Source organism: Massilia agrisoli, from assembly GCF_020831365.1.
Lineage (GTDB): Bacteria > Pseudomonadota > Gammaproteobacteria > Burkholderiales > Burkholderiaceae_D > Telluria_A > Telluria_A agrisoli.
Genome location: NZ_JAJHPV010000025.1, coordinates 1 through 15091, shown reverse-complemented (window position 1 = coordinate 15091; position 15091 = coordinate 1). Strand labels below are relative to the sequence as shown.

Annotated in this window: 11 protein-coding genes; 7 read left to right on the top strand and 4 right to left on the bottom strand. The window is 64.0% G+C overall.

The window, feature by feature from the left end; translation table 11 throughout:
• Positions 1-54: 54 nt before the first annotated feature.
• Both LMJ30_RS21505 and LMJ30_RS21500 read left to right on the top strand, forming a co-directional pair.
• Entirely contained in the window at positions 55-648 is a 594-nt protein-coding gene (locus LMJ30_RS21505) for a hypothetical protein (protein WP_229434632.1), read from the top strand.
• Positions 649-652: 4 nt separating this feature from the next.
• Complete coding sequence (locus LMJ30_RS21500; RefSeq protein ID WP_229434631.1) at positions 653-1327, top strand: RES family NAD+ phosphorylase; 675 nt, start codon at positions 653-655, stop codon at positions 1325-1327.
• On the opposite strand, the gene LMJ30_RS21495 is transcribed toward LMJ30_RS21500, so the two are convergent.
• Both LMJ30_RS21495 and LMJ30_RS21490 read right to left on the bottom strand, forming a co-directional pair.
• Positions 1328-2944, bottom strand: a complete 1617-nt coding sequence (locus tag LMJ30_RS21495; RefSeq protein WP_229434630.1) for a serine hydrolase — start codon at positions 2942-2944, stop codon at positions 1328-1330.
• Positions 2945-2965: 21 nt separating this feature from the next.
• Positions 2966-4831 carry a M1 family metallopeptidase gene (locus LMJ30_RS21490; protein ID WP_229434629.1) on the bottom strand — a complete coding sequence of 622 codons (1866 nt, stop codon included), beginning with the start codon at positions 4829-4831 and terminating at the stop codon, positions 2966-2968.
• 151 nt (positions 4832-4982) lie between these two features.
• Here LMJ30_RS21490 and LMJ30_RS21485 point away from each other — a divergent pair, with 151 nt between their 5' ends.
• Positions 4983-5558, top strand: coding sequence for a TMEM165/GDT1 family protein (locus LMJ30_RS21485; RefSeq protein ID WP_229434656.1), 576 nt, complete (start codon positions 4983-4985; stop codon positions 5556-5558).
• Between the two features lie 125 nt (positions 5559-5683).
• Here LMJ30_RS21485 and LMJ30_RS21480 read toward each other — a convergent pair whose 3' ends face one another.
• The gene (locus LMJ30_RS21480) at positions 5684-7318 is read right to left on the bottom strand and encodes a CehA/McbA family metallohydrolase (RefSeq protein ID WP_229434628.1); all 1635 of its coding nucleotides are present in this window, start codon (positions 7316-7318) and stop codon (positions 5684-5686) included.
• 111 nt (positions 7319-7429) lie between these two features.
• A complete protein-coding gene (locus tag LMJ30_RS21475) occupies positions 7430-9544 on the bottom strand; it encodes an aminotransferase class V-fold PLP-dependent enzyme (protein WP_229434627.1) in 2115 nt (704 codons plus the stop codon).
• Positions 9545-9669: 125 nt separating this feature from the next.
• Between LMJ30_RS21475 and LMJ30_RS21470 the strand changes: the two genes are divergently transcribed.
• The 4 genes from LMJ30_RS21470 (at position 9670) to LMJ30_RS21455 (ending at position 14950) form a co-directional block, all read left to right on the top strand.
• Positions 9670-10155: an Lrp/AsnC family transcriptional regulator gene (locus LMJ30_RS21470; protein ID WP_229434626.1), complete on the top strand. Its 486-nt coding sequence runs from the start codon at positions 9670-9672 to the stop codon at positions 10153-10155.
• A 76-nt stretch (positions 10156-10231) separates the two neighbouring features.
• Positions 10232-11362, top strand: a complete 1131-nt coding sequence (locus tag LMJ30_RS21465) for a branched-chain amino acid ABC transporter substrate-binding protein (RefSeq protein WP_229434625.1) — start codon at positions 10232-10234, stop codon at positions 11360-11362.
• Positions 11362-13119 (top strand): DUF885 family protein, encoded by a 1758-nt coding sequence (locus LMJ30_RS21460; protein ID WP_229434624.1) that lies wholly within the window; start codon positions 11362-11364, stop codon positions 13117-13119. The genes LMJ30_RS21465 and LMJ30_RS21460 overlap by 1 nt, the downstream gene beginning before the upstream one ends.
• 16 nt (positions 13120-13135) lie before the next feature.
• Positions 13136-14950, top strand: a complete 1815-nt coding sequence (locus tag LMJ30_RS21455; protein ID WP_229434623.1) for a DUF885 domain-containing protein — start codon at positions 13136-13138, stop codon at positions 14948-14950.
• Positions 14951-15091 lie beyond the last annotated feature (141 nt).

Sequence of the window (15091 nt, the reverse complement as noted above, 5' to 3'; positions counted from 1 at the left end):
CTTGATAAAGATGCGAAAGTCTGCTACGGTGTAGTTATCTGACCGGGAGGACGTATGGCTGGCTGGGCTGAGCAATTTGTCGAGCGTTTCACGCACGAGGTTGAGGAAAGGCTGGCGCCGTCCATGCCCGGCGCGGGCCGCGAGGCGCTTGCCGCGGCTGCCCAGCAGGCGTTCGACGCCACGGTCGATGCGCTGAACCATTCGCAGCCGCCCAGCGCCAGCCTCCCCGTCACCCGCCTGCGCGCCGCCGATGTGGTGGCGCAGGGGCTGGTTGCCATGTCGCAGGCCACGCTGTACCGGGCGCTGGAACAGCGGCGCTTCTACACCACTACCCCGCGCGGCAAGACCATCGGCCGGCTATTTCCTGCATGGCAATTTGTCGAGCCGGTACCCGAACTGATCGGCAGCGTGCTGGAACGCCTCTCCAGCTTGCCGGGCACCCAGATCCACGCGTTCTGGGTCACCCGCGCCGATGAACTGAATGAACTTTCTCCCGCCGAAGTCCTCGCGGGGCTGCCGTTCGAAACAACAACATCGCTCCATCCCGCCCAGCGCTTCCTGCTCGACCAGCCACCCGTTGTACGCCAGCAAAAAGTCTCCGAGTTTGCGCAACAACAGTCTGCCGGAAAGGCGGGCATCATAAGCTGAGTGGATGCCCAGACAGCCCACTCCACCGGACCACATCGCGAAGCGCCTGCCACCGCTGGCCCTCCTGCAAGACACCCTGCTCGCCCACGTCAAGACCATCGACGCGCGCACGCCTTTGATCCGGGCCGCATGGAACAGCGCGTCCATCCTGCCCCAGCGGGTCGACCGCACCTACCGTTTTGGGCCGCCCGCCGTTTTGCGCGGCGCCGACGGCGGCTACCCCTTCCACTGGATTTACGCAGCCGACGACGTGTACACGGCGGCGTGGGAAGCGGGCCTGTGCCTGAACGACGCCGAGCTGCCAGGCACCTTTTACATCGAACGGGGCGCGCGCACGGCGCTGATTGCGACGCTCGCACTGTGCGTACCGATCCAGCTGGTGGACCTGAACGGCCTGGCGTCGAGCAAGCTGGGGATCTTTGACGAGATATCGGACTGCGACCATGAATGGTGCCAGTGGTTTGGCTGCATGGTCGACAAGGTAATTGAAAGCCGCGACGGGCGCGTGCACGGCATGATCTACCCGTCGCGCAAACACCGCGGCCACGACGCCATCGCGCCTTCATCGCGGGCGCTGGGCCAGCTGGCGCCGCACGTCACGGTGAACGTGCGGCACTTCGGAACGACTGCGGCATACCAGGCGTTGCGGACCGACCGCTGCTGCCTGGCGCCGCCGTGATTACTCCGCCTTTTCCTTCTTCTTCACTGGCGTGAACGACAGGTCGGCGAAGTCGTAGCTGAAGTCGGTCTGCGACGATACCGGCGCCATCTTCATGCGCTCGATGCTGCCGTCAGGGTTCAGCGAGAAAGTCACATACGCGTCCGCGTTGAAGTTACGCTCCTTCCAGCGCACGATGAAGGTATCGTGCTGGAAGTGTTCGAGTTCGCCGGTCAGGTCAGGCGTTTTCGAGAAGCTCATTACGCGCTTCTTGCCCTCAGGGCGGATCGTCACCAGGCCATACCACGCATCCTGGTACTCGTCATCGTAGGCCGTGAGCGGCAGCGAAGGCTGCGACTTGCCGGCGCGGGTGGCGCTGGCCTTCTTCTGCGCGGCCAGGTCCTTCTCGTATGCTTCCTTCTCCATATCGCCGATGATCTTGATCCAGTCGGTCGGGCTCACTCCCATGTACTGGTCCAGCAGGCGGTACTGCAGCGCGCTCAGCGAGCCGCCGCTTTCGGCATTGGTCAGGATGGCGATCCCGAGCTTTTCTTCAGGTACCAGCAGCACGCGCGAATAGAAGCCCTGCAGCGCGCCGCCATGCATGGCGATCTTGCGGCCTTTGTAGTCGCGCAGCTGGAAACCGAGGCCATAGGCGTAGAAATTAGGCCGGGTGGCCGCCAGCGCAGGCTTCGGCTCCGAGATCTTCATCGGCGTCTGCGCGGTCCACATCTCGCGGCTCTGCTTCTCGCTGAACAGGCGCACGTCCTTGCCATTGGCGTCCTTGCCGATCCTGCCCTGGTCGAGCAGCACGTTCATCCAGCGCGCGATGTCTTCGGCGTTGGTGTTGATGCCAACCGCGCCGACCGCGTTCGGAACCGGCATCGCCTTCACCGGCGCAGCCTTGCCGTTGATTTTGCTGTGCGCGTTCGACACATTGGGGTTGCCCGCGTTTTCGAGCAGGCTGGTGGTGGTCGTGTTCATGCCGACCGGCTTGAGGATGCGCTCGCGGACCGCGTCGCCCCAGGGCTTGCCCGCCTTTTGCGCGATGATTTTACCGGCGACGATGTAGAGCAGGTTGTCGTACGCGTAGCTGTTGCGGAAGCTGGTCGCGGGACGGATGAACTTAAGGCGGTCGATAATCTCATCGGTCGTGAACTGCGTGGTCGGCCACCACAGCAGGTCGCCGGCGCCAAGGCCAAGGCCGCTGCGGTGTACCAGCAGGTCGCGCACGGTCATCTCCTGCGTCACGTAGGCGTCGTACATGCGGAAGTCGGGCAGGTGCCTGGTCACCGGGTCGTCCCATGCCAGCTTGCCCTCGTCGACCAGCATGGCCAGGGCCGCCGCGGTGAATGCCTTCGAGTTCGACGCGATTTCGAAAATCGTCTTGCCGTCTACCGGCGCCGGCTCGCCCAGCTTGCGTACGCCGAAGCCCTGGGCCGCGACGACCTTGCCGTCCTTGACAATGGCGATCGCGATGCCCGGCACGTCGAACGTGGCCATGGTGCGCTTGACGTCCGCAGCCAGGTCGAATGCCGGCGCTTGCGCGGCCGGAGCCGCAACCGGCGCGGCCGGGGCCTGGGCGAAGGCGCCAGCGGCGCTGAATGCGAAGAGAACTGCTGCCGCGAGTTTGTTCATGGTGTGCACTTGGTCTGTCCCTTATGATTTGCTTTTGCTGGCCATCTGCTTGTCGACGCTCTTTTGCGTCGCCGGGTGGTAGCGTTCACGCGCTTTTTTATACACGCTTTCGGCCCACGCATTGTCCTGCGGGTTCTTGCGCAGCGCGGTGTACAGCGGTACAACGAACTTCTGGCGGCCTACGCTCATGAGGAAAGATTCAAGCGCCGGGCGGATATCGCGGTAGCCCGCATTGACGGAGGCGCGGTAGAAGCGGAACGCCACTTCGTTATTGCCGGTGGTGGACAGCTTGAAGGCCTGGTCCAGTTCCTTGAGCTGGGCGGCGTTCGCCTTCTCGTCGATATCGTTCAGGAACTTCATCCATTCGGTGGCGTTCCAGTTTTTGGTATCGAGCTGCGCGGTTTTTACCTGGCCTTTCAGCCAGGCGTCACGGGTGGCGTTCAGCGCGGCCAGGCGCTGCGACATCGCGCGCGTGGCGCTGGCCGGGATGCCGGGGCCGTACAGCCATTCTTCAAGCTCCGCTTCGCTCAGGACCTTCGGATGCTTCTCCAGCAGGTTCTTGCGCAGGTAGCTCACGAACTGCTCGGTGGTCACGCTCTGGAAGGCGTGCTGGTCGAACCAGCCGCGCAGGAAGGGATCGAACACCTCGCGGCCGGCGCGCTGCTCGAGCGTGCGCAGGAACCACGCGCCCTTCGGGTAGGCCAGCGCGTCATCGGTGTAGTGCTGCGACGAGCTGTCAGGGTGCTTGGTAATCAAGGCCTGCTTCGCTGGCGCGATCTCGGCCAGCGATGTCAGCGCCTCCTCCTGCTCCAGCTGCAGGTTCATGGTCGCGACTTCTTCGCCGTAGATCTTTTCGAGGATGCGGGTGGTGACATAGGTGGTGAAGCCTTCGTTAAGCCACCAGTGCTTCCACGATGCGTTGGTCACCAGGTTGCCCGACCAGCTGTGCGCCAGTTCATGCGCGATCAGGTCGACCAGGCTGCGGTCGCCCGCGATCATGGTCGGGGTCAGGAAGGTCAGGCGGGGGTTTTCCATGCCGCCGATCGGGAAGGACGGCGGCAGCACCAGCATGTCATAACGCCCCCAGCGATACGGGCCGTACAGCGACTCGGCGGCGGCCAACGTCTTCTCGGTATCGGCCAGCTCGTATGCGGCGGCCTCAATGCGTTTCGGCTCGGCGTAGACGCCGGTGCGCGGGCCGAGGGTGCGCGCATCGATCTCGCCGATGGCGATCGCCAGCAGGTAGGACGGAATCGGCTGCGGCATCGTGAAGCGCCAGCCGCCTTTGCCGGTGGCCTTCGGATCGTTATCGGCGCTCATGACCACGCGCAGGTCGTCCGGCGCCTCGATGCGCGCGGTGTAGGTAAAGCGCACGGCCGGCGTATCCTGCAGCGGCACCCACGAACGCGCCTCGATGTTCTGCGACTGGCTGAACATGTACGGGCGCTTGCCGGACATCGTCTGCACCGGCGACAGCCACTGGAGCGCGGTCGCGGTCGGCGCGGTGCGGTAGTGGATGCGCACCTTCTGCGGCTGGCCTGGCAGCTTCACATGCATCGCCTGGCCTTTTTCGGCATCGCGCTTGCCGAGCGTGTAGGGAACGGTCTTCCATGCGCCTTTGGCATCCTGCGCCTCGACCTTCGAGATCGACAGGTCGCGGGTATCCAGGTCGAGGGTGCGCGCCGACTTGTCGAGCCAGTCCAGCGACAGCTCGGCGAAGCCGGACAGCGTCTTCTTGGCGAAGTCCGCCTTCAGGTCCATGTGCAGCGCGCTGGTTTTCACCTGGTCGTAGCGCGCATAGCTAAGCGGATCGAGGGCCAGCGCGAGCGCGCTGCACTGGGCGAGGAAGGCGGCAGCCGCCACCCGCAGGAAGGTCATCTTGGTCATGGGCGTCTCAGTTATATGCGGGAGCGGCAGGCCCCCGGGCGGGGTGCAGAATATCACTTCCGCCAGCGCGGCGAAAGCATCCCGGCTGACCGCCCGGCCCGTATTTACCGGGCGTCCTGCTATGATCCGTCCTTTGCCCAACGCCAGGACAATGGAAGCCTTCCTCATCTCCACCGGTATCGTCGCCCTAGCTGAAATTGGCGACAAGACCCAGCTGCTGGCCTTCCTGCTGGCCGCAAAATTCCGCAAACCGGTTCCGATCGTGCTGGGCATCCTGGTGGCGACGCTCGCCAACCACGCCTTCGCCGCCGCGCTGGGCGCCTGGATCAATGCCCTGATCGGGCCGGACGTGATGCGCTGGGTGCTTGGCATATCGTTCATCGCGATGGCCGGATGGACGCTCATTCCCGACAAGCTTGACGAAGAAGAAAGCAGCCTTGGCAGGTACAGCGTGTTTGCCACCACGCTGATCGCGTTCTTCCTCGCCGAGATGGGCGACAAGACGCAGATCGCCACGGTGGCACTGGCGGCGCGCTACGAAGCGGTGATCGCGGTGGTGGCCGGGACGACGGTCGGCATGATGATCGCGAACGTCCCTGCGGTGTATTTTGGCGAGCGGATCGCCAACAAAATCTCGCTCAAGCTGGTGCACGGCATCGCCGCCGCCCTGTTCCTCGCCCTCGGCATCGCCACCCTCCTCGGCGCCGGCAAAACTTTCGGTATCTGAGCAAGAAATTGCCAAAATCGGGGTCAGACCACAGGAAATTGCCAAAATGGGGTCAGACCACAGGTGTTTTGGAATATTCCAAAACACCTGTGGTCTGACCCCGATTTTGGCAACTAATTGGTTGCTCAGTCCGCTTGCTGGCTTACCCAGACCGGGGCGGACCACAAGATCTTGCCGTCGTCCTGGGTGATGCGCGCGTAGTAGAAGTGTTCTCCGGGCGCGGGAGTGAGCGTGACGTCCGCCGTCGCCGCGGCTTCGCTCACAGTGCCGTTGCGGCCAGGGACGCCTTCGATGATCGAGACACTGGCTACCGTGCGTCCTTCGGTATTGGCGTAGTTGGCGGTCAATCGCAGCGGGCCGCTGTTTTTGATGCGCGATCCCATCGGCTGCCCGTTCGCCGTCAGGACCAGCTGCGAGTTCTTGTCCATCGTCGCAAATACCCGCCGCGCCTTGAGCGCTTCGATGAAGCTCGCCTGCGTGAGCGCTGTGCCGGCAGGGATCAGGACGCCGGTGCGGTTGCTGTACGAGGCGCCCCAGTTGGCGCAGTGGTTGTCCTGGTTGCTGCTGAACGCAATGTGGTAGCCCGCTTCCAGCGCCTTGTTGCAGGCCATCTCGTAATTGCTGCGGCGCGTTTCGTCTTCAGCGGTTTTGGTGGAGAACGCGGATGTGTTGAGCACTTCGCACAGCACCATCGCTTCGTCGCCGTCCCTGGTGTAGCCAAGCGCGGCGCCGTTGACGATGAACTGCCCGTTCACCGACGGGTGGTTGAACTGGCCGATCCAGCCGCGCTGGCGCATCAGGCTATATAGCGCGCCGTAGTCGCCCTTCGCCGTCAGCGTGTCGCCAATCAGCTGGCCGTTCGCATCGCGCTCCCACGCCAGCAGTTCGGGCGCATTGAAGATGTTGAGGTGGCCGCCGTTGTTGATGACGCCCCATTCCATTCCATACAATGCAAGGAAGCCCGGGTTGGCTTCGCTGAAGCTGGCGGCGTCGCTCAGCCCGCGCTGGTAGAGGGCTTTGGCCGCGTCCGCGCTGGCGTCAGGGTTCGATCCGTCCGAGCCGTCGTACATGTGGTTATGCTCGGACGCCATCAGCACATCGAGCCCGCGCGCCCGCGCGTAGCCGTAGGCTTCAAGCGGGCCTTGCGCACCTCCCTGCGGTGACTGCGCGCCCTTGCAGTTATCGAGGTCGCCGCCACCGTCGCTGTGATTGGTCTGGCTGTGCAGGTTGGCGAGGTAGACGGTGAACGGCAGCGATGCCGGCGCCGGCGCAGCAGACGGGGGCAGCGGGCCACGCGCGGCGCTGGATGCAGGGCCGGTTGCCATCGCCGCAAACGGCGGCATCGCGGCAGCAGGAGGCTTGCCGACGGCGATGTCCCAGCTTTGCTCGATCGCGTCGCCATGCGCGCTTGCGTGCATGCGGACGCGGTACAAGCCGTCGCGCAGCGCCCCCGCGCCCCACTTCAGGTTGACGATGGCTGGCCTCCCCTTGAGCGTGAGCGCGCCGCGCCAGCGCTGGACCGGCTTACCCGATGGCGCCAGCACCTCCACCCGCCACTTGACCGGCAGCGCGGACCGCGAGAACGGATAGTCGAACGTGAGTGTGAAGGTGCGCGCGCCACTTCCCGCCTTGTCGCCAAGGTAGGGCGCGTGCAGCGTGGCGTCCAACTCGCGGTGGTCGGCGACCGATGCCATAGCAGGCACTGCGGCGGACAGTGCCGCCATGGTCCATAGGAAGTTGCGGATGAGACTTGATTGCATGGCGTTCCCCGCGAGCCGGTTGCGTTATTAACATCTTCGCAACTCCACAGCTGGGGGACATGACCTCGACAATTGAATAGTGTCAATTAATTAATGTCTGATTGACAAAAGTTAAGGACGGGAAAGGTCGGTTTTCCGGTCGGAAAAATGCAGTGCCAGCCCTCCGCCGAGGTGCCACGCCTGGGCGTATCCGGCGCGGTGCAGGCACTGCGCGGCGCGCTGGCTGCGTGTGCCGAGGCGGCAGATGAAAACGAGGGGACGCGATTCCACGCCCAGCCATTGTGCGAGCTGCGATGGCAGGCGCGAGAGCGGTACGTTGGAGGCGGTTCGGCCGTGAATCACGGGACGGCCGGCTTCGTGCTCCCACGGGTCGCGCACGTCGACCAGGATAGCGTCCGGACGCTCGCGCAGGAACCGGTCGAGGTCCGCGGGCCGCAGCTCCATCGCATCGAGCGATGGCGCCAGGCGTGTTGCGGCCGTCGGTGTCGTGCAAATCAGGTTCGCGCTGTCGTGCGATGGACAGACGATGGTGTCTCCATTGAGCAGCGCCGTCATCTGCTGCGCGCCACTCGCAGCGCTGGTGAACGCAAAACGCACGTCCCCTGCCTGCAAGGCGCCGCCCGTGCTGGCGCCCATCAGGTAGCTTCGCGTCGCGTCGCCGTCGTGCGAAACACGCGCGAGCACCTGGCCGCCGAGGGCAATGCCATCGGTCTGGGTTTCATCGCCCAGCCTGACGCTGCCGCTGCCGGCAGGCCAGCCGAAAGGATCGCCGGTGCCGGTAAAGTCGACCTGTTCGCCCAGCAGCGCAGCAAGGGCGGCGCGGACCGAGAGCTGGTCGCTGCCACTGCTTGTGCCGATGATGCCACGCACCCGGTAGTCGCGCGACCGGACCATCGAGGCGATGCGTTCGCCCAGCGCTGCGACGGGGTCGATCACCACGCAGCTGCGGCTTGCTTCGTCCAGCGCCAGCCAGGTGCTAGCGCCTTCATGGCCGAGGCGGACAACGTCCTCTTGCCCTTCGTGGCGCAGCGCCGGCGGAACCAGGCCGCCAGTGAACATCGCCCGGCCACAGTGCGCGATGCGTTCGCACGCGGCGTCGATGAAGGCGTCGTCGGCCGCAGGCCCGAACGACAACCGCACGGCGGAGGCGCAGCGCCAGTCGGCCAGCCCCATCGCTTCGAGCACATAGCTTGGCGCGGCCTTGGCTGCGGAACACGCCGAGCCCGCGCTGACGCGCAGGCCGGCTGCATCGAACACGTCGAGCAGGTCGCGGCCCGACAGTCCTTCGACGGAAAAGTTGATGGTCGTTGGAAGCGATGCTTGAAGCGGCGTGTTCAATACAATGCCCGGCAGCGCTTCGCGCAGGCTGGCGACCAGGCGATCGCGATAGGCGTGCAGCTGCGCGAGCGTGCGGAAGGTGTCGCCGGCTTCCAGCGCTGCCAGCACGGCGCCCAGCGCGGCAATGCCGGCCATGTTTTCGGTGCCGGCGCGCTGTCCGCCTTCCTGCCCGCCGCCGGCCATCAGCGCGGTGTAGGGTGCGCCATCGCGCACATATAGCATGCCGATGCCTTTGGGGGCATACAGCTTGTGGCCGGAGAACGGGGCGTAGTCGATGCGCGTGGCGTCCAGCGCCAGCGGCAGCTTGCCCAGCGCCTGTACGCTGTCGACCATCCAGTAAGCTTTGCTGGCACCGACCAGCAGCGCTTTTTCGATCGCCGCGAGGTCCGAGATCGTGCCTGTTTCGTTATTCGCGGCCATGGTGCACACCATCGCGGCGCGCGGCGCCAACTGGCGCAGCACGTCGAGCCGGTGGCGCCCTTCACCGTCGACCGGCAATACGCGCAAAGTCAGGCCGGTGCCGAGCAGGCGGTTCCAGTGCGCCAGCGCTTCCGGCACGGCTTTGTGTTCCGTCGCACCGTACAGCAGCAGGTCGCCCACCGTCTCGCCGGCGGCCTGGCGCTCGCGCACCGCGCACAGGGCGGACAGCACCGCCGTCTGGATGCCTTCGGTGGCCCCGCTGTTGAAGATCACACGCCCGGTCCCCGCGCCAATCATCCGGCGCGCGCGCTCACGCGCGCCATCAAGCAGCACCTTCGCGCGCAGTCCCGTGGCATGGCCGCTGCTTGGATTGCCGTAGCAGCCGTCCATGGCGTCCGCAGCCGCGGCGATTGCGGCAGGCAGTACGGGCGAGGTGGCGTTGGCGTCGAGGTAGATATCGTAGGTCATGGCAGTGGTGCGTGTTAATTCATCTGGCACCTATATTAGCCAGAGGATCGAGTGAAGGCATTCCAAAATGTGCTGTTTCTAACTAGAATAAAGAACATTCATTCTAATAACACGGCCATTTTGATATGAACGATCTAGATAAGTACGATTACGCGATACTCTCTGCGCTACAGGGCGACGCCACCCTGTCGATCGCGCAGCTGGCCGAGAAGATCGGGCTGTCCAGCACCCCCTGCTGGAAGCGGGTCAAGCGGCTGGAGGAGGAAGGCCACATCGAGAGCCGCGTCACGCTCGTCAACCGGCGCAAGGTCGGCTTGCCGGTTACGGTGTTCGTCAGCGTGCGGACGGGCGACCATGATGAAAAATGGTTGAAGAACTTCGCTGCCGCCGTCATCAGCCTGCCCGAAGTGCTGGAGTTCCACCGCATGAGCGGCGACGTCGATTACCTGCTCAAGGTCGTCACCACCGATATCGACGGCTACGACCGCTTCTACAAAAAACTGATCAAGGCCGCGCGGCTATCGGGCGTGTCGTCGGCGTTCTCGATGGAGCAGATCAAATACAGCACCGCCCTGCCGCTCGAACTGGTCTCGCACGGACTCTCCACGTAGCTATTTGACCTATACATTTAGCGCCTGAATCGTGCGATCATTGCCGCTCTGAGAAATTGAAGGAGACATACATACCATGCCGTCACGTACATACACACTGCCGGTCGCTGGCGCCGTCCTGCTGTTCGCAGCCCACGCCGCGAACGCACAAGAAGTCGTCAAGATCGGCGTGAGCGGTCCGCTGTCCGGCGCCAACGCATTTGCGGGCAAGGACAATGAAAACGGCGTGCGCCTCGCCATTGAAGAACTCAACGCAAAAAAGATCAAAGCAGGCGGCAAGGTGGTCACCTTCGTGCTCAGTTCCGAGGACGACCAGGGCGATCCGAAATCGGGCGTCGCGGTGGCGCAGAAGTTCGTCGACAACGGCGTCAAGTTCGTCCTCGGCCCGTACAACTCCGGCGTGGCGATTCCCGCCTCGCGGGTCTACAACGAAGCAGGCATCCTGATGTCCACCGTCGGCACCAATCCGAAGGTGACGCAGTCGGGCTACAAAACCGTGTTCCGCATTGTCGCCAGCGATACCCAGGTTGGTTCGTCGGTGGCGGACTACGCGGCCAAACAGCTGAAGGTAAAGACGGTTGGCGTCATCGACGACCGCACCGCCTTTGGCCAGGGCATCGCGATGGAATTCATCAAGCAGGCCAAACGCTCCGGCGTCAAGGTGGCGGGGCATGAGTTCACGACCGACAAGTCGACCGACTTCGCCGCGATCCTGACCTCGCTCAAGGCCAAGAAGGTCGATGCGATCTTCTTCGGCGGCTATGCGCCACAAGGCGCTCCGATGGTGCGCCAGATGCGCCAGCTGGGCCTGAACGCCAAGCTGCTGGGCGGCGACACCCTGTGCAGCCCCGAAATGGCCAAGCTGGGCGGCGACGCCGTCGGCGAGAACGTGCTGTGCGCGCAGGGTGGAGCGATCCTTGAGAAGCAGCCTGCCGGTCCTGCTTTCAAGGCCAACTACAAGAAGCGTTTCAAGCAGGAGCCGGACGTCTACGCTCCGTCGTTCTACGACCAGATGATGTTCATCGCGCAGGCGATCCAGGCCACCAATTCGACCGATCCGACGGTTGTCGGCACCGCGCTGCATTCGACCAGCCACAAAGGCGTGGTAGGCACCTACGCGTACGACACTGCGGGCAACATGAAGAAGTCGAGCGTCACCATTTATACCTTCCGCAACGGAGCGCTGGCGCCGCTGGCAAGCTACTGATGCGCCGCCGTTTTTTGCTCACAGCGGCGCTGGCCTGCAGCGCTGCGTACGCCGAGCCGCCTGCGGCGCCAGCATTGCTGACGCCTCCGATGGCGTCATTCGGCCCGTCGCAGCAGGCGATGCCGGCGCTGATCCAGCGTTACCAGCTCGATCACGCCAGCCTCGCCCACCTTTACACCGTCCGTAACGGCGTTGCGCGCGACGCGGAGTTTGGCCGCTTCTACAGGCAGTGGCTGGCAGCGCTAGAGGCGCTGCCGTTCGATACGCTGGGCGTGGAAGACCGCATCGACTGGGTCATGCTGCGCAACCAGATCGAGTTCGAACTGCGCGAACAGGCCGACGTGGCGGCCCGCTTCCGCAAAGCGGAGCCGTTGGTGCCGTTTGCGCGGCCGCTGATCGACTTGGCGGAGGCGCGCCGGTTGATGAAGGTCCAGGATGGCCGCGCTACCGCAGCGCTGCTGCAAAACTCGCTCGCCGCCGTCCAGCAAGCCAGCGAACGCCTGAGGGCTGGCGGCGACGTGTCGTCCGCCAGGCCGATGGCGTCGCGCAGCACCGCCAATCGCGCTGTAAAGGTGCTGGGAGAACTGAGCGCGGACCTGAAGGAATGGTTTGGCTACTACGACGGCTACGATCCACAGCTGACGTGGTGGGTCAAGCAGCCTTACCTTGCGCTTGACAAGGCCATCGCCGACTACTCGGCCCTGCTGGACGAGCGCCTGGTTGGCAAGGCGTCCCCGAAACTGCTGAACGTGACGGGCGACCCGATCGGCCGTGATGGCCTGGTCAGTGCGTTCAAGCGCGAGATGCTTCCTTACACGCCGGAAGAATTGATGGCGCTGGCCGAAAAGGAGCTGGCGTGGGGCGAAGCGGAACTGCGCCGCGCCTCTAACGAGATGGGCTTCGGCGACAACTGGCGCGCGGCCATGGAGAAGGTCAAGGACAAGTACGTCGCGCCGGGAGAACAGCCCGCGATGGTACGCGCGCTGGCACAAGAGGCGATCGATTATGTGACCAGGAACGACATGGTCACGGTGCCGGAAGTGGCGCTGCGCAGCTGGCGAATGGACATGCTGTCGGCCGAGAGCCAGATGATCAGCCCATTCTTCCTGGGCGGCGACACCATCCAGGTCTCCTATCCGACCGACGAGATGACGCATGAGCAGAAGGTGATGACCATGCGCGGCAATAATCCGCATTTCTCGCGCGCGGTGGTGCACCATGAACTGATACCTGGCCATCACCTGCAGCTGTTCATGGCCGACCGCTACCAGCCGCAGCGCAAACTGTTCGACACGCCGTTCTTCATCGAAGGCTGGCCGGTGTACTGGGAGATGCTGCTGTATGACCGCAAGTTCGCGGTGACGCCGGAAGACCGCATCGGCATGATGTTCTGGCGGAACCACCGTGCGGCGCGCATCCTGTTCTCGCTCGGTTTCCATCTCGGGAAGATCACGCCGGAACAGGCGGTCGACATGCTGATAACGCGCGTCGGCCACGAGCCTGACAATGCGCGCGCCGAGGTGCGCCGTTCGTTCAACGGCGACTACTCGCCGCTGTACCAGGCCGGCTACATGATCGGCGCACTGCAGCTGCGCGCGTTGAACAAGGAGCTGGTCGGCAGCGGCGCGATGAGCCTCAAGCACTTCCACGACCGCATCCTCGAAGGCGGCATGCTGCCGGCCGAACTGGTACGCGCGCGGCTGAAGGGCGAAAAGATCCCGCGCGATTTCCGGCCGACCTGGCGCTTTTATAACTGAATAAGCGAACACGAATATGAAAAGAACCCTCACCCTCTGCGCGCTCAGCGCGGCCCTTGCCCTGGCGTTCGCGCCAGCTACCGCGGCCGCGCAAGCGCCGGCTGGCAAAGTCGCCGGCGTTGTGGCCGACCAGGCCGAGAAGCAGCTCGACAAACTGGCCGACGACTACTACGAAGCGCAAGCGCGCCACGACCCGGTTGGCGCGACCCAGAACGGTGACAACCGTTTTGACGACAAGCTTGGCATTACCATTTCGCCGAAACTGCGCGCGCAGCAGTTTGCGCGCTACGAGGGTTTCCTCAAGCGCCTGCATGCGATCAAGCGCGACAACCTCGACCGCGGCGCGCAAATCAATTACGACATCCTCGAATACGAGCTGAAGACGCTGCTGACCTTCAAGCGCTTCCCGGAGCACCTGCTGCCGATCGACCAGATGGGCAGCATGCCGGTCACCCTGGCTAACTTCGCCGGTGGCGAAGGCCCACAAGCGCTGACGACGCCGAAGCAGTACCGCGCCTACCTGAGCCGCCTTAACCAGCTGCCGGCATGGATCGACCAGGCCATCGCCAACATGCGCGAAGGGATGCGCACGGGCGTTGTGCTGCAGCGCGCGGCGATGACGTCGGCGCTGCCGCAGTTCCAGAAGCTGGCCGGCAAGACGCCTGAATCGAACATCTTCTACACCCCGGTAAAGAATATGCCCGCGACCTTCAGCGCGAAGGACAAGCAGGAGCTGACGGCGGCCTACCGCGCAACGATCTCGAAGAAGCTGATGCCTTCGCTGGCAAAGCTGACCACCTTCCTCGAAAAAGAGTACCTGCCCGCGACCCGCACCAGCACCGGCATCGATGGCCTTCCGAACGGGAAGGAGTGGTACCAGGCGAACGTCGCCGCGCAGACCACCACCTCGCTGACGCCGGAGCAGATCCACGCGACCGGCCTGAAGGAAGTGGCGCGCATCCAGCAGGAGTACGGCATTGTCGGGCCGAAGATGGGTTACACGGGTCCGGCCTCCGGCCTGCCGACCTGGGTAGCGGCGCAGGAGAAGTACCGTCCGTTCAAGACCGAGCAGGAAGTCATCGACGTGTACCGCAAGCTCGATGGCGTGCTGCGCGAGAAGCTGCCGGCGCTGTTTACCCTGATGCCGAAGGCGCCGCTTGACCTGCGCCTTGAGCCTGAACTGAGCCGCGCGACGGCCTCAGACCATTACACGGCGCCTGCGGCTGACGGCTCGCGTCCTGGCGTGTTCTGGTCGGTGGTGAATGATCCGAAGGACTACGGCAGCACTGGCATGGTGACGCTGTTCCTGCATGAGGGGCAGCCGGGGCACCACTTCCACATCGCCCTGCTGCAGGAGATGGACCTGCCGAAGTTCCGCAAGTTTGGCGGGAATAACGCGTTCACCGAAGGCTGGGCGCTGTATGCGGAGACGCTCGGCAAGGAGATGGGCTTGTTTGAGAAGCCGGAGGATTACTTCGGCCACCTGAACGACGAGATGCTGCGCGCCGTGCGGCTGGTAGTCGACACGGGCATGCACTCAAAGGGATGGACGCGCGAGCAGTCGATCCAGTACATGCGCGATACGCTGGGGTACACAGAGGCAGTGGCGCGTAGCGAGACCGAGCGGTATATGGTGTGGCCAGGGCAGGCGCTGGGCTACAAGATTGGCTCGCTGAAGATCTCGGAGCTGCGGCAGAAGGCGACTGCGGCCCTAGGGCCGAAGTTCAGCCTGCCGAAGTTCCATGAGATCGTGCTGGAAGATGGGACAGTGCCGTTGTCGCTGCTGGAGGCGAAGGTGCAGCGGTGGATTGAGCAGGAAACGGGTAACTGATGCAACTCGGCGGATGCGCGCGTCGCGCTTATCCGCCCTTGTATCTTGTTCGAGTTAGTGGTTAGCTACTACTAACTGAGGTGAGGACCAGCTTGGATCCGCCCTGAAGGCTTGACCTTGCAATGTAGATGAAGCCCTTCA